At 74.8% G+C, this 14373-nt stretch carries 13 protein-coding genes and 1 pseudogene; 7 read left to right on the top strand and 7 right to left on the bottom strand.

All coding sequences use genetic code 11. The annotated features are described in order from the left end of the window. Window positions 1-143 precede the first annotated feature (143 nt). Both LG943_RS00600 and LG943_RS00595 read left to right on the top strand, forming a co-directional pair. The gene (locus LG943_RS00600) at window positions 144-1361 is read left to right on the top strand and encodes an MFS transporter (RefSeq protein ID WP_270070128.1); all 1218 of its coding nucleotides are present in this window, start codon (window positions 144-146) and stop codon (window positions 1359-1361) included. 74 nt (window positions 1362-1435) lie between these two features. After that, a complete protein-coding gene (locus LG943_RS00595; protein ID WP_270070127.1) occupies window positions 1436-2812 on the top strand; it encodes a four-carbon acid sugar kinase family protein in 1377 nt (458 codons plus the stop codon). 246 nt (window positions 2813-3058) lie between these two features. Here LG943_RS00595 and LG943_RS00590 read toward each other — a convergent pair whose 3' ends face one another. The 3 genes from LG943_RS00590 to LG943_RS00580 all read right to left on the bottom strand — a co-directional run bounded on the left by LG943_RS00590 (window position 3059) and on the right by LG943_RS00580 (window position 6019). Continuing rightward, entirely contained in the window at window positions 3059-3382 is a 324-nt protein-coding gene (locus LG943_RS00590) for a DUF4873 domain-containing protein (RefSeq protein WP_270070126.1), read from the bottom strand. Continuing rightward, window positions 3379-4914, bottom strand: a complete 1536-nt coding sequence (locus LG943_RS00585; RefSeq protein WP_270070188.1) for a flavin-containing monooxygenase — start codon at window positions 4912-4914, stop codon at window positions 3379-3381. The genes LG943_RS00590 and LG943_RS00585 overlap by 4 nt, the downstream gene beginning before the upstream one ends. Window positions 4915-5053: 139 nt before the next feature. Then, entirely contained in the window at window positions 5054-6019 is a 966-nt protein-coding gene (locus tag LG943_RS00580) for an AurF N-oxygenase family protein (RefSeq protein ID WP_270070125.1), read from the bottom strand. Window positions 6020-6214: 195 nt separating this feature from the next. On the opposite strand from LG943_RS00580, the gene LG943_RS00575 reads away from it, so the two are divergent. Next, window positions 6215-7006, top strand: a complete 792-nt coding sequence (locus LG943_RS00575) for a MerR family transcriptional regulator (protein ID WP_270070124.1) — start codon at window positions 6215-6217, stop codon at window positions 7004-7006. Window positions 7007-7091: 85 nt separating this feature from the next. On the opposite strand, the gene LG943_RS00570 is transcribed toward LG943_RS00575, so the two are convergent. Beyond that, window positions 7092-8024 carry an alpha/beta fold hydrolase gene (locus LG943_RS00570; protein ID WP_270070123.1) on the bottom strand — a complete coding sequence of 311 codons (933 nt, stop codon included), beginning with the start codon at window positions 8022-8024 and terminating at the stop codon, window positions 7092-7094. A gap of 121 nt (window positions 8025-8145) precedes the next feature. Next, on the bottom strand, window positions 8146-9933 hold the full coding sequence (locus LG943_RS00565; protein ID WP_270070187.1) for a GMC oxidoreductase: 1788 nt from the start codon (window positions 9931-9933) through the stop codon (window positions 8146-8148). A gap of 373 nt (window positions 9934-10306) precedes the next feature. On the opposite strand from LG943_RS00565, the gene LG943_RS00560 reads away from it, so the two are divergent. Beyond that, window positions 10307-10936, top strand: a complete 630-nt coding sequence (locus LG943_RS00560; RefSeq protein WP_270070122.1) for a DUF6230 family protein — start codon at window positions 10307-10309, stop codon at window positions 10934-10936. 4 nt (window positions 10937-10940) lie between these two features. After that, window positions 10941-12512, top strand: a complete 1572-nt coding sequence (locus LG943_RS00555; protein WP_270070121.1) for a DUF6114 domain-containing protein — start codon at window positions 10941-10943, stop codon at window positions 12510-12512. Between the two features lie 14 nt (window positions 12513-12526). On the opposite strand, the gene LG943_RS00550 is transcribed toward LG943_RS00555, so the two are convergent. Both LG943_RS00550 and LG943_RS00545 read right to left on the bottom strand, forming a co-directional pair. Next, window positions 12527-13237, bottom strand: a complete 711-nt coding sequence (locus LG943_RS00550; protein WP_270070186.1) for a hypothetical protein — start codon at window positions 13235-13237, stop codon at window positions 12527-12529. Between the two features lie 288 nt (window positions 13238-13525). Beyond that, window positions 13526-13723: pseudogene (locus LG943_RS00545) on the bottom strand (helix-turn-helix transcriptional regulator); the annotation flags it as partial. 141 nt (window positions 13724-13864) lie between these two features. Here LG943_RS00545 and LG943_RS00540 point away from each other — a divergent pair. Next, window positions 13865-14017, top strand: coding sequence for a hypothetical protein (locus LG943_RS00540; protein ID WP_270070120.1), 153 nt, complete (start codon window positions 13865-13867; stop codon window positions 14015-14017). After that, on the top strand, window positions 14014-14346 hold the full coding sequence (locus LG943_RS00535) for a hypothetical protein (RefSeq protein ID WP_270070119.1): 333 nt from the start codon (window positions 14014-14016) through the stop codon (window positions 14344-14346). The genes LG943_RS00540 and LG943_RS00535 overlap by 4 nt, the downstream gene beginning before the upstream one ends. Window positions 14347-14373: the final 27 nt, after the last annotated feature.

Genomic DNA, 14373 nt, shown 5'->3' with positions numbered 1-14373 from the left:
CCCGGCGGCCGGCGCCGCGACGCGCCTCCGCCCTCGCCCCAACCCCCGGCACCCCCGCCACCAGCGCCCCGATCCCCCCGGCGCCACGCCGGAGCCACCCCCGGGTGCCCTGTGCGGCGGATCACCTGTCTACCGTCGGAGGGGTGGACGACAGGACGGCCGGGAGCGGCGGATTCGAGGGCCACCGGGCGGGCACCCCCGCCTACCGGCGGATCACCGCCGCCATGACAGCCGCCGGCATCGCCACCTTCGCCCAGCTCTACGCCGTGCAGGCGGTCCTGCCGGGCCTGGCCGGCGACTTCTCCGCCTCCGCCTCCCAGGTGGCGCTCACGGTGTCCTTCGCCACCGGCGGCCTGGCCGCGTTCGTCCTGGTCTGGAGCGGGATCGCCGACCGGTTCGGGCGCGTCCGCGTGATGGCGGTGTCCCTCACCCTGTCCACCGCCCTGGGCCTGGCCGCGCCGTTCGCCCCCGGCATGGCCTCGCTGCTGCTCCTGCGCGGCCTCCAGGGCGCCGCCCTGGGCGGGGTGCCCGCCGTGGCCATGGCCTACCTCGCCGAGGAGGTGCACCGCGCCCACGTCTCGCGCGCCGCCGGGATCTACATCGCCGGCACCACCGTGGGCGGCATGAGCGGGCGGCTGGTGGCCGGCGCCGCCGCCGGGCTCGGCGGGTGGCGCTGGGGCGTGGGCGCCGGATCGCTGCTCACCCTGGCCGCGCTCGCCGTCTTCGCGGTCACCGTGCCCCGCAGCCGGGGGTTCACCCCCAAGCGGCGCAGCGGGAGCGGCCCCGGCCTGGTGGCGCGGGTCCGCTCGGCGGTCGCCGACCCCGGGCTGCTCGCCCTCTACGCCCAGGGCCTGTTCCTCATGGGCGCGTTCGTCAGCGTCTACAACTACCTGGGCTTCCGCATGACCGGCCCGCCCTTCGACCTCCCGCCGGCGCCCGTCGCGCTGCTGTTCACCGCCTACCTCGCCGGCACCGCCAGCTCCGCGTTCGTCGGCCGGGTGGTGGAGCGCGCCGGCCGGCACGCCGTGCTGCTGGCCGGGGTCGGTGCCATGGCCCTGGCCGCCGCCGCCCTGCTGCTGCCCGCGCTGGCCGCCGTGATCGCCGCGCTGCTGCTGTTCACCTTCGCGTTCTTCTCGGCCCACGCCACCGCCTCGGCCTGGGTGGGCCAGCGCGCCACCACCGCCCGCGCCCAGGCCGCCGCCCTCTACACCCTCGCCTACTACCTCGGCTCCAGCGCCTTCGGCTGGCTCGGCGGCGTGGCCTACGACCACCTCGGCTGGGGCGGGGTGGTCGGCTACGTCGGGGCGCTGTGCGCTGCGGCGGCCCTGGCCGGGACGGCGCTGCGCACCCGGCGGGGATGAGAGAGTCATAGGGGTCAGGCCGCTCGGCGCGGCCCGCGCCGCCGCCGGCGCCGCCGCACGACAGGGAGGAAGCAGTGGCCCAGGTTCTCGTCGTCGCCGACGACCTCACCGGCGCCAACGCCACCGGCGCGCGGTTCGCGCGCTCGGGCATGCGCGTGGCCACCGTGACCCCCGAGCACGTCGCGGCGGTGGCCGAGGAGTACGACGTGGTCGTGGCCAACCTCGACACCCGGCACGCCTCGGCCGAGCAGGCGGCCGACCTGGTCACCGACGTCGTGGAGGCCCTCTGGCCGGTGGGCCTGGTCGTCAAGCGGACCGACAGCACCCTGCGCGGCAACGTCGGCGCCGAACTGGAGGCCGCCTGGCACGCGGTGCGCGAGCGCGTGCCCGCCCAGGTGCCCGTGCGCGCGCTGCTGGTGCCGGCCTTCCCCGCCTCGGGCCGGACCACGGTCGAGGGCGTGCAACTGCTCGACGGCCGCCCGCTGGAGGCCACCGAACTCGCCCGCGACCCGTTCTGGCCCATGGACACCGGCGACGTCGCCGCGATCCTGGCCCGCCAGACCGACCTGGCGGTGCGCCGGGTGCCCGACCGGCAGGTCACCCAGGACATGCTCGCCGCCGACCTGCGGGCCGGCGACGAACCGGTGCTGCTGTGCGACGCCGCCGACGAGCGCCGGATCGAGGACCTGGCGGGCGCGGCCGCCGAGGTGCACCGCACCGACGGCACCGTGTGGGTGGCCGCCGACCCCGGCCCCGGCGGCGCGCTGCTGGCCTACGCGCTGCGGCTGCGCGGCCAGGCGCGGGCGCCCGGCCCGCTGCTGGCGGTGGCCGGCAGCACCACCGACCTCACCCGCGAGCAGTTCGCGGCGCTGGCGCGCACCGGCCCGGCCCGGTTCGTGGACGTCGACCCCGAGCGGCTGGGCGGCGCCGGCGACCACGCCGACGAGGTCTGCCGCCGCCTCGCCGACCAGCTCACCTCGGCGGTGTTCCCCGAGGTCGTGGTGCTGCGGGCGCTGGCGCCCGCCGGCGACTCCCCGGTGGCGGCCCGCGCGCTGCCCGGCCGGCTGGCCGACCTGGTGGCCGAGGTGGTGGCGGCCGTGGGCGACGAGGCCGGCAGCCACGCCCTGCCCAGCGGGGTCTACCTCACCGGCGGCGACGTCGCGGCCAGCGTGCTGGAGGCCCTGGACGTGCACGCCTTCGAGGTCGCCGGCGAGGTGCTGCCGCTGGCGGTGCACGGCGCCCTCAGCGGCGGGCCGCTGGACGGTGTGCCCGCCGTGGTCAAGGGCGGCCTGGTCGGGGACTCCGCGGCCGCCGTCGAGTGCCTGGCCCGGCTGCGCCGCGCGGCCCGCGCCCGGCTCCAGCAGGTGCACTCCGAGGTCTCCGAGCACGTGCTGCCCCCGGCCCACCGCGCGCCCCAGGGCGCGGCGTGGGGCGGGGCGCGCCCGGCCTGACCGGACGGGCAAGCGCGCAGGGGAGGGCAAGCGGGCGGCGCACCGACACCGGGAACGCCGCGGTGCCCCGCCCTCCGGCTGAGAGCGGGGCACGCGGTCCGCACCGGGGGAGTGGCCGGTCCCCTTCGCTTGTGCGACCTCCCCCGGAACGCCTGGTCGGGGCGGCCTGAGCCGCCCGGGATGCCCGGTGTACCCGGCCGGCCCCCGGCGGCCGGCGAGTGCGCGCCTTCGGTGCCCGCCGCCGGGTCAGTCCCGCGCGGGGTCGACCTCCGGCACGGCGAAGGGCGGGGCGCCGGTGCCCTCCACCCGGTAGCCGCCCCACACGTCGGGGCCCGACAGCGTGCCGCGCCCCTCGTGGCCCTCGGGCGTGCGCACCAGCACCGCCGTGGCGCCGGCCGCGACCGCCTCGGCCACGCGGGGCGAGGCCGACACCCGGCCCACCCAGCGGTAGGCGCCCACCAGCGGGTCGAAGTGCCCGGCCACGTGCGCCTCGACGGTCGCGGCCGAGTCGCCAAAGTCGAGTTCGGCGGGGCCGTGGTACTCCTCCTCGTCGTCGCCCATGCCGCTCATCGCACCGCCTCCTTCTGCCGCGTGTGCCCTTCGCCTGTCCGCCCCTCGCCCGGCGGCGCGCCCGCACCGCCGGCCCACCGCCCGCCCGTGCCGCTCTGGGCCGCGGGGGGCAGGCCGGCCGGCGGGACCTCGGGCCGCAGGTGGTAGCGCTGCGGGTCGAACCGCCGGGTGCGCAGGGCGTACTCCCAGGTGAACCCGGGCCACAGGGTGGTGTTGCGGCCCTTGTCGTTGAGGTACCAACTGTCGCAGCCGCCCGACACCCACACCGTGCCGCGCATCTTGCGATGCACCCAGGCGGTGTAGTCGGCCTGGGCGTCGGCGCGCGGCTCGACGCGGTCGATCCGGTTGCGGGCGGCGTGGCGCAGCGCGGCCATGGTGTAGGCGATCTGCGCCTCGATCATGAACACCTGCGAGGTGTGGCCCAGCCCGGTGTTGGGTCCGGCCAGCATGAACAGGTTGGGGTAGCCCGCCACGGTGGTGCCGCGCAGCGCCGTCATGTTGTCGCCCCACCGGTCGGCCAGCGCCACGCCCTCGGCGTCGCGCAGCCGCTGGGCGATGGGGCTGTCGGTCACGTGGAACCCGGTGCCGAAGATGACGGTGTCGACCTCGTGGCGGACGCCGTCGCGGGTGACGACCGCGTCGGGCTGGAACTCGGCGATGCCCTCGGTGACCACGTCGACGTTGGGCCGGTCCAGCGCCGGATAGTAGTCGTTGGACAGCAGCATCCGCTTGCAGCCGATGGTGTAGTCGGGCAGCAGCTTGGCGCGCAGTCCGGGGTCGCGCACCCCGCGCCGCAGGTTGAACCGCGCGAGCCCCTCCACCGCCTTCATCAGCCGGGGGTTGTGCACGAACCCCAGGACGTAGCTCTCCCGCCCCCAGTAGATCGCCGTCCGCGCGGCGCGCTGGGCCAGAGGGACGTTGCGGTAGACCCAGGTCTCGGGCCGGGTGATGTCGCGGTCGTGGCGGGGCAGCACCCAGGGCGGGGTGCGCTGGAACAGCTTCAGTTCGCCCACCACCGGCTGGATCTCGGGCACGAACTGCACGGCCGAGGCGCCCGTGCCCACCACGGCCACCCGGCGGCCGGTGAGGTCGTGGTCGTGCCTCCAGGCGGCCGAGTGGAACACCGTGCCCTGGAAGGACTCCAGACCGGGGATGTCGGGGATCGCGGGGTCGGCCAGCGGCCCGCACCCGCTGATGAGGAACTGCGCCGTGAACACGCCGCCGGTGGTGGTGATGCGCCACCGGTTGGCGGCGGGCTCCCACTGGGCGTCGGTGACGTCGTGGCCGAAGCGCACGTGCCGCACCACGTCGTGGTCCTTGGCGACCCGGCGCAGGTAGTCCCAGATCTCGGGCTGCGGCGAGAAGCTGCGCGACCAGTCGGGGTTGGGCGCGAAGGAGAAGGAGTACAGGTGGGAGGGCACGTCGCAGGCGGCGCCGGGGTAGGTGTTGTCGCGCCAGGTGCCGCCGACCTCGTGGGCGCGCTCCAGCAGCACGAGGTCGTGCAGTCCGGCCCGCTTGAGGCGGACCGCCATCCCGATTCCGGCGAACCCGGTGCCGATGATGGCCACCCGGTGGTGGACGGGGGTGGTCGGGGTCTCCTGGTCGTCGCGCACGCGAGGCGTCCTTTCCAGCGGTGGGCGCGGTGGGCCGGGTGCGGGGCCGGCCCGGGGATCAGGCGCGTTGAGTCCCCGGGCCGGCGTTGGGGGCGGCGGTTTCGGCGGGCGCGCCGGGTCGGCCCAGCAGCCCCGCCTTGCGCCACAGGTGGCGGCCCGGTCCCGAGATCGCGCCGGCCGCGCTGAGGGTCGCCACGACCTTGCGGGCGGCCCAGGTCTTGGTGTCGATCCAGTGCGGGTTGCGCCGGGCGGCCCTGCGCGCCTCGCGCGGGTCCAGGCCGACGCGGGCGTAGACCTTGGGGTTGATCAGCCGGGTGGTGGCGTAGTAGACGACCAGCCCCAGCACGAACCGGCTGTAGTGCTGGATGAGGGGGTGGCGCCGGTGCCAGTCGCGGGCGAACTCCTCGCGGGCGTAGCGCATGTGGCGGGCCTCCTCCACGACGTGGATGCGCGAGACCGCCCTGGTCAGCGGCTCCAGTTCCTCGTCCACCATGATCTCGCGCTGGAGCTGGTCGAGGATCTCCTCCACGAAGAGCGCGCCGCTGAAGGTGAGCGGGCCGTTGGACAGGGTCTTGAAGACCCGGCCGAGGAACTGCGCCACGGGGTCGAGGCGGTAGAAGGGGGCGTCCAGCTTGCCGAGCATCCTGGCGAACATGACGGAGTGGCGGCACTCGTCGGCGATCTCGGTGTAGGCGTACTGGACGTGGTTGGTGGTGGGGTCGCGGTCGTAGGCGTGGCGCACGAGCATCTGCATCAGGATCGTCTCGAACCAGATCCCGATGCTGGCGACGCTGGCGATCTCCTGGCGGCTCAGCTCCCGGCGCTGGTCCTCGGTGAGCCGGTCCCACAGCTCGGTGCCGTAGAGGCTGATCCGCTCGGGGCGGATGGCGTAGCGGTCGCGGTCGACCGGGGCGTCCCAGTCGATCTCGACCAGGGGGTCGTAGGACGCCTTGGCCGAGGAGCGCAGCAGGCGTTTGGCGATGTCCTCGCGGTCGGTGGTGCGGGTCTGCGTTTTGGGGGTCACGCCGGTCCTCCTTGTCCGCCGGCGGCGGGCCGCGGCCCGGAGGGGGTGGGCCGCGGCCCGCTCGGGGGGCGAGTGTGATCTCCTCCACACCGTGTGTGGCGAAACATTACAATGACCATTGTCACGATGCAAGAGGGGATGGTTGGGGCGGCGGACCGGAGGCGCGCGGCGCGCGGGACTCCCTAGGCTGGAACCATGGCCGAATACCGCATTGACGAGTTGGCGCGGCTGGCGGAGACCACCGTCCGCAACGTCCGCGTCTACCAGGACCGGGGGCTGCTGTCCCCGCCGCGCCGCGAGGGCCGCGTCGGTATCTACACCGAGGCGCACCTGGCGCGCCTGCGGCTCATCGGCCAACTGCTCAAGCGCGGCTACACCTTCGCCAACATCGGCGAGCTGGTCAGCGTGTGGGAGCGCGGCGGCGACCTCAACGACATCCTCGGCTTCGAGTCCGCCATCGGCGACCCCTGGACCGACGAGATCCCCGGCTACGTCACCATGGCCGAGCTGCGCCGGATGTTCCCCGGGCAGGTCACCGCGCCCAACCTCACCCGCACGCTGCGCCTGGGCCTGCTCGAACGCGAAGGGCTGCGCTTCCGGGTGCCCAGCCCCCGGCTGCTCAACGCCGGGGCCGAGCTCGTGGCCGCCGGCATGCGGCTGAGCACCGTGCTCGACATCTCCGAGCGGCTCAAGGAGCGTGTCGACACCCTGGCCGAGGAGCTGGTGCGCACCGTCGCCGACCACATCCTCGCCCAGCACGCCCCCGAGGGCATGCTCAAGGGCGAGGAGATCGCCGAGACCGCCTCGCTGGTGCGGCGGCTGCGGCCGCTGGCCCAGACCGCCGTGGACGCCATGCTCGCCAACTCCATGTCGCGCCACCTGCACGAGGTCCTGGCCGAGCACTTCGCCGAGGTGCTGGAGCACATCAACGAGCACCGGCACGCCGTGGACCAGCCGGCCGGGCAGGGCGCGCCCTCCACCGGCTGACGCCCGCCGGCGGCATGCGGTCGGCCCGCGTGCCCGGACGCGCGTCCGCCGGCCGCGCCGGGTCGGCTCCCGGCCCGGCCCCCGGTCAGGCCGCCGTCGCGGCCTCCTCCACCAGCGCCGCCAGGTGGGCGCCCACCGCCTCAGGCGCCTCCAGCGGCAGCATGTGCCCGCAGTCGGGCAGCACCGCCACCGCCGCCTGCGGCAGCGCCCGCGCCAGCGCGCGGGTGTGGCGCAGCGGCACCAGGCGGTCGCGCCCGCCCGCCAGGATCCGCACCGGCACCGCGCGCAGCGCGCCGAGCCGGCCCGACAGGTCGTGGCGCACCAGCGGCTCGTAGAACCCCACCGCCACGCGCGTGGGCGTGCTGTGCAGGAGTTCGGCGCACTCGCGCACCAGCACCGGGTCGGCGCGGGAGCCGAAGGCGGCCCGCCGCACCGCCGCGCGGTAGGCGCCCGAGTGCGGCGGCAGCAGCGCCCGCAGCCGGTCCACCGCGCCCGGGGCGCGCGCCAGCCCGCGCGCCGCCGCCCGCCGCAGGGCGCCGGCCGCGCGGCGCAGCGGCGGCAGGCCGGGGTCGGCGGGATCGAGCCGCCCGGCGGCGGTGGCCGCCAGCAGCACCCCGGCCACGCGCGCCCCCACGAACGCCGGGCGGGCCGCGGCCAGCGCCATCACCGCCCGGCCGCCCATGGAGTGCCCGCCCAGCACGACCGGGCCGTGCGGTGCGCAGTCCGCCAGCACGCGCAGCAGGTCGTCGCCCAGCACCGCCGCGCTGAAGGGGCGGGTGCCCAGGGTGGAGCCGCCGTGGCCGCGCTGGTCGAACCGGACCACCCGCACCGGGCGGTCGGGGTCGGCGACCAGAGGGGCCAGGATCGGGCGCCAGATGTCGGAGGTCAGGGCCCAGTCGTGGGCCAGCGCCACGGTGACCGGGGCGTCGGCGGGGCCGCGCAGGTGGACGCGGAGTTCGGCGCCGTCGGGGGTGCGCACGGTGCGGGTGTGGTCGGCGGCCTGCCGCAGGGGGATCACGGGGCGGCTCCTGGCGGGTCGGGGGCCGGGGGTCTTCCTGTGTGTGCCCGCTACGGGCGCGGCCAGTCGCCCCGGCCGCGCCCGCCTCGCCGCGGTGCCGCCCGCGCGCGGGCGGCCGGGATCAGGCGGGGGCGCCCGCCGCGCCCGCCGCGTCGGCGGTGTCGGAGGGGTCGGACCCGCCGCGCACCACCGTCACCGGCAGCGGCCGGGTGAAGCGCAGTTCGGCGGGCGCGCCGGCCGGCACGGCGGGGGAGCGGGGGTGCACCGGCCGCACGCGCTCATAGGCCGCCCCCGGCGCGGGGCGCGGGTCGGGCTCGCCCTTGTTGGGCCAGAACGACATCGCCCGCTCGGCCTGGGCGGTGATGGTCAGCGACGGGTTGACGCCGAGGTTGGCGCTGACGGCCGAGCCGTCGACCACGTGCACGCCGGGGTGGCCGTAGAGCCGGTGGTAGGGGTCGATCACGCCGGTCTCGGGGGAGTCGCCGATGGGGCAGCCGCCCAGGAAGTGCGCGGTCAGCGGGACGTTGAAGATGTCGCCGACCGTGCCCCCGGGGAAGCCGTCGATCTCGGCGGCCAGGCGGGTCATGACCTCCTGGCCCTGCGGGATCCAGCTCGGGTTGGGCTGGCCGTGGCCCTGCCGGGAGGTCAGCACGCGCCGCCCCAGCAGGCCGCGCCGGGTGTAGGTGGTCAGGGAGTTGTCCAGCGACTGCATGACCAGGCCGATGATGGTGCGCTCGGAGAACCGGCGCACCGACATGCTGCGGGTGAAGACGTAGGGGTGGCGCGCGGCCAGCAGGAGGAAGCGCAGCCAGCGCGGGATCCGGCCGCCGCCGGGCACCTGGATGGTGGCCAGCAGGCCCATGGCGTTGGAGCCCTTGCCGTAGCGGACCGGCTCGACGTGGGTGTGGGGGTCGGGGTGCATGGACGAGGTGATCGCCACGCCCCGCGAGAAGTCCTCGGGCGGGTCGATGTGCCGGGTCATGGCGCCGGCCAGCGATTCGGAGTTGGTGCGGGTCAGCGACCCCAGCCGCGCGGAGATGCGCGGCAGCAGGCCGGAGTCGCGCATGCGGTGCAGCAGGGTCTGGGTGCCGTAGGTGCCGGCGGCCACCACCACCTGGCGGGCGGTGAAGGTGCGGGCGTTGGCGCGGGTGCGCCGGGCCCCGGTGGCCAGGGTGTCGACCGCGTAGCCGCGCCCGCCGGGGAGTTCGCGCAGGCGCTCGGCGGTGGTCATGGGGTGGATGACCGCGCCGCCGCGCTCGGCGAAGTACAGGTAGTTCTCGGTCAGCGCGTTCTTGGCGCCGTGGCGGCAGCCCGTCATGCAGTTGCCGCACTGCACGCAGGCGCGGCGCGCGGGGCCGGCGCCGCCGAAGTAGGGATCGCCGGCCGACTCCCCGGGCTCGGCGCGGCAGGAGCCGTCGGCGTCCTCGCCGTCGCCGAAGTACACGCCCACGGGGGCCAGCCGGAAGGTGTCGCCCACGCCCATGTCCTCGGCGACCTTCTTCAGGTGCACGTCGGCGGGGGTCATGGTGGGGTTGGTGCGGGCGCCGAGCATGCGCTGGGCCTGGTCGTAGTAGGGGGCGAGTTCGCTGCGCCAGTCGGTGATGTCGCGCCACTGGGGGTCGGTGTAGAAGTCGTCCAGCGGGGTGTAGAGCGTGTTGGCGTAGTTGAGCGAGCCGCCGCCCACGCCCGCGCCCGCCAGGATCATCACGTCGCGCAGCAGGTGGATGCGCTGGAGGCCGAACATGCCCAGCGCGGGCGCCCACAGGAAGTTGCGCAGGTCCCAGGAGGTCTCGGGCAGGGTCTCGGGGGTGAAGCGGCGGCCGGCCTCCAGCACGCCGACCCGGTAGCCCTTCTCCGTCAGGCGCAGCGCGCTCACGGCGCCGCCGAAGCCCGAGCCGATGACGACCACGTCGTAGTCGGGCGCGCCGGGCGGGGATCCGGCCGAATCCCGGGCGGGGCGCTCCTGGTCGTGGTAGTTGTGGTCCGCCTGGTCCGCGGAGCGGTGCTGAGCCGGTCGGGACTGCGCTGATGCGTTCTCCGTTGCCACGGCCTCGCCTTCCTGTGCTGCTTCGGCTGGGGACTCGCGCCTGAAGTCAGCACTCCCAGCACTCGACGGGGGTTCGGTCAAGCACTTGGAAATGTGACATCGGCTATTGTAATGTTCCTCACCTACCAGCGGGTAAGGTGACCCGCTTAACACCGAGCAGTGCCGATCTCACACTCCCCACACTCCCACACCCCCATCGCGGCGTCCGGCGGATGCCCGGTATGAGGAGGAATCCATGGCAGAGGAAGAGGAGACGCCGGCCGAGGCCGCCCCCGCGTCGGGCGGCACCCGCTGGAAGCGGTTCGGGCTGGCCCTCATCCCGGCCCTCGGCGCGGCGGGGATCCTCGTCGCCATGACGGCGCAGGGGTCGATCGCCGCGTCGTTCGCGGTGTCGGGGCAGAGCTTCAAGGTTTCGGCCGACCAGTTGCGCGGCACGGGATTCACCCAGTACGGCGACATCGCCACCTCGGGCGACGGCTCCGAGCACCCGGTCGGGGTGTCGGTGATCGACGAGGTCGAGCTGGAGAACCTGTGCCAGTCGGTGCTGATGGACACCCCGGTCGGCAAGGTCACCCTGCTGGTCAAGGCGGGGCAGGGCGACGAACCCGCCAGCGCCGAGAACATGGTGATCGACGTCGAGCAGCTCTCCGGCGACGCCCACTTCACCAACTTCGAGATCGGGCGCGACGCCTCCACCCTGGAGAACGCCAGCGGCCAGACCGGCGAGGTCGGCGGGTTCGGCCAGCAGGCCGACACCATCACCATCGACGGGCTGCGGCAGACGGCGTGGTCGGTCAACGCCGGAACGTTCAGTCTCACCGGGCTGCGCCTGAGCGTGGAGCCCGGCGACCACGAGTGCTACTGATCCCATGGCAGCCAACGGTTCGCACGGAGTGGACCGCCCCTTCGGCGCCCGGCGGGCGCGGGGCACGCGCGGCGCACCCCGCCCTCGGGGCGGCACGCGGGCGGCGTTTGGCCGCTGGCGCGGGAGCCGGCCCTTCTGGGGCGGGCTGCTCACCGTGCTCTCCGGGGTGGTCATCATCGCCGCCCCCGTCCTCAACCCGCTGGAGCTGATCATCCAGCAGGGCATCGCCGGGGTGTCGGGGTACTTCGCCGGGGTGCTGCTGATGGCCATCGGGGTCCTGGTGTGGCTCCAGCCGCCGCAGCGGTTCTTCTACGGCATCGTGGCGATCCTGCTCGCGCTGGTGTCGTTCGTGACCTCCAACTTCGGCGGTTTCGTGTTCGGGATGCTGTTCGGCCTGGTCGGCGGCGCGCTGACCATCGCCTGGGTGCCCGACCGCCCCGCGCGCCGGAAGGCCGCCCGGCGGGCGGCCGCGCGGGAGGAGCCGGAGGTAGGGACCGAGCGGGCGACCGGCGAGGCGCCGGGGCCGGCCGACGAGGAGGCCCCGGGAGCGGCGCCGGAGGCGCCGAGGAAAGCGGAAGCCGACGCACGCGGGGAGGAGCCGCCCCCCACGCGCTTCGAGCCTCGTGGGGAGTCGCCCACCACGCGCATCGACACTCGGGGGGCGGCGCCCGTCGAGCCCCGTGCTGCCGAACCGCCCGGCAGTCTGCACGCGCTGTCGGCGGCCGTCCTGGCCCTCGCCCTGGCCGTGCCGGGACCGGCCGCGATCACCTGGCCCTGGGACGACTGGTTCGGCGGAGGCGGCGGCGAGACCTCCGACCCGTCCCCCTCGCCCTCGCCCAGCGAGTCCGGCGCCACCCCGTCGGACCCGCCCGGCGGCGGCGATGAAGGCGGCGCGGACGGCGGCGGCGCGGGCGGCGGAGCCGAGGAGGGCTCCGGCGACGGCGGCACGGCCGAGGACGGTGCGGACGGCGCCGACACCGACGAGGATGCCGACGAGGACGCGCAGCGGGAGGAGGACCGCGACCGGCCCGAGCCCGCCGCCGAGTGCACCGTCCAGGAGGGCGCGGCGGCGATGCCCGAGGAGGAGTACCGCGCGCTGCTGGAGGCGTGCCGCCGGGCCCAGGAGTCCGACGAGCCGCCGGAGGTCCAGGTCAGCAGGGGTGATGAGGCGCCGTGGCCGGCGCACACCGCCGAGTCGGGGCTGAGCGCCGACCGCCTCCACATGGAGGGCGCGTCCTTCGACGGGGTCGTGGAGTACCCCTCCCGCAACGGGACCGTGCGCTACCTCAAGCTGTCGATGGACGTCGCGGAGTTCACCGGCGCCCGCCAGTGGTTCGCGTTCGACGGCGGCGACGGGTCGCTGGAGATCCCCGAGATGACGATGTCAGGCGAGGTCGTCATGCACGTCACCCGCATGAAGGCCAGCATCCTCGGCATCCCCCTGACCTTCACCCCCGACTTCCCCCCGCCCCTGCTCCTGCCCACCATGACCGTCACCGACCTGGAGGTCGACCAGCCCCTGGCCCAGGCCCAGGAAATCTCGATCGGCGACCTGTCGGAAACCATCGAGGCGTAGACCGGAGCGGTTATCTACGTGCGGGCCGCCTCCAAGACGTCGGCGACCTCGGGGACGTCGCGGAAGGGGTGGAGGGCGGCGAGGACGGCGCGGCCGCGTCGGGACGTGCGGTGGCTGCCGAGGTTCGCCGACATCGAGAGCATCCGGCGGGCCACGGCGGCGGCCTGCTCGGGTTCGTTGGCGTCGGCGTAGGCCACGGCCAGCCAGGACAGGTACAGGGCGTGCTCGCGGGTGTGGGTGGTGTCATAGCGGGCCAGCACCTCGGTGAGCAGCGGCACCGCCCGCAGGGGGCGGCGGAGTTCGGTGTGGACGCGGGCCGCCATGATCTGGAGTTCGCCCTCGTCCACCCAGTACAGCCAGGCGGGTTCGTCCTCGTCGCGGTGCCGGGCCAGGGCTGACTCGGCCTCGCCGAGCGCGCGCATGGCGCCCTGGGCGTCGCCGGTCATGGTCCGCGCCCAGGCGACGCGGTCCCAGAAGAGCGCCCGCGCCCGGGGCGGCGCCGCCGGTCCGGCCTCGGCGAGTGCGGCTTCGGCGAGCGCCACTCCCTCGGACTCGCGTCCGTTGTTGCTCCACTGGTAGGCGAGGCACCCGGCGATCTGCGCGGCCAGAGTCGCGTCACCGGCCTGACGCGCGGCCGCGATCCCCAGCCGGTAGACGCGTTCGGCTACCCCCTGCCGCCCGGCGTCCGAGGCGATCCACCCGGCAATCTGTGCGAGTTCGCCCAACGGAACGAGAAAAGACCTTTCGGCCGTTTCGCTCGAAAAGCCGTTCTCGGCGCGTCGCACCGCGGTTTTCAACTCCCGCAGCGCGGGCCGTATCAGGTCCTTTCCAGGAAGCACGTCATCGGCCAACCGCAGCGCGTGCACCCTGCTGCTGAGGTCATCGGCGTCACCGCCGCCAAGGCGACCGCGCGGAGGGCACAGTTGCCGTTGCCGCGCCTTGTCACGGGGAAAGAAGTCGTCGAGTGCGGCCGACTTCTCCTTGGCAGAGGCGATGGACCGTTCGAGTTCGGTCCGGGGGAGCTGCAACACGGTGGCCAGGTGCGGCAGCCAGAACTTGGGGATCCGGCGTCCAGACTCCCACCGGTACACCTCCTGGCGCGTGACCGTCGGTCGTCCGGACGCGGCACACAGTTCCTCCGCCAAACGTGCCTGCGTCCACCCGAACTCGGCCCTCTGGCGCTTCAGCAGCGCGGGCAACGTCTCCGCCATAAACCAATGGTGGCCTACAGAGCGGCCTACAGGAAGGCAGCTCCATAAATACGCGGGGAAAAGGACAGTGGACGTCGAAGACCCCGGCGAGTGCGCGAACACCCCCGGGGCGTGGCCACCAGCTAAACAGGAGCTGATGACGTGAACGACATTATCCGCCCGCCGCGTCGGCGGGCGAATCGGGTGCGAGGTTACATTTCTCCGATCGCGCCGCGTATGGCCGTAACGGACGTCGACCGGTTGGTGCATCTGGTGCGGATGGTCCTCCGGATGGCGGCGGTGATCGGGCGATGACCGCCGCGCACGACCCCGGCGACCGCCCGGGCCGTGGTGCAGGTGAAGACCCGCTGCTGGCCCTCCTGCGGCGGCGCTACGGGCAGACCTGGTCGATCCGGCGGACGGCGCACCTGTGGATCGCCACAGCCCTGGATCCCGACTGCGACCACGCTCCGACGCTGGTGCAGCCCGACGTGGAGACCTTCGTGCGCGAACTGGAGGAGCCGCCCGCGCGGGCGTGTCGGCCTGGCCGGGCGTCGCTGCTGAGCGCGGGGTGGTTCGCCGACAATGTCGAGCGGGTCGGCGGCGACGGGGCCTGTGTGGACCTTCGGCCGCCGATGTCATGACCGGGGGCGGGAGCGGCCCGGGGGGCC

It is taken from the genome of Streptomonospora mangrovi, from assembly GCF_027604915.1.
Taxonomy (GTDB): Bacteria; Actinomycetota; Actinomycetes; order Streptosporangiales; family Streptosporangiaceae; genus Streptomonospora; species Streptomonospora mangrovi.
This window is presented reverse-complemented; position numbering and strand designations above follow the sequence as displayed.

What these genes read in the sequence shown, in the direction of transcription:
- LG943_RS00535 (WP_270070119.1), top strand. Translation starts at nt 14,014, where the DNA reads ATGACCGCCGCGCACGACCCCGGCGACCGCCCGGGCCGTGGTGCAGGT.
- LG943_RS00585 (WP_270070188.1), bottom strand. Translation starts at nt 4,914, where the DNA reads ATGGCGGTCCGCCTCAAGCGGGCCGGACTGCACGACCTCGTGCTGCTG.
- LG943_RS00555 (WP_270070121.1), top strand. Translation starts at nt 10,941, where the DNA reads ATGGCAGCCAACGGTTCGCACGGAGTGGACCGCCCCTTCGGCGCCCGG.
- LG943_RS00590 (WP_270070126.1), bottom strand. Translation starts at nt 3,382, where the DNA reads ATGAGCGGCATGGGCGACGACGAGGAGGAGTACCACGGCCCCGCCGAA.
- LG943_RS00560 (WP_270070122.1), top strand. Translation starts at nt 10,307, where the DNA reads ATGGCAGAGGAAGAGGAGACGCCGGCCGAGGCCGCCCCCGCGTCGGGC.
- LG943_RS00575 (WP_270070124.1), top strand. Translation starts at nt 6,215, where the DNA reads ATGGCCGAATACCGCATTGACGAGTTGGCGCGGCTGGCGGAGACCACC.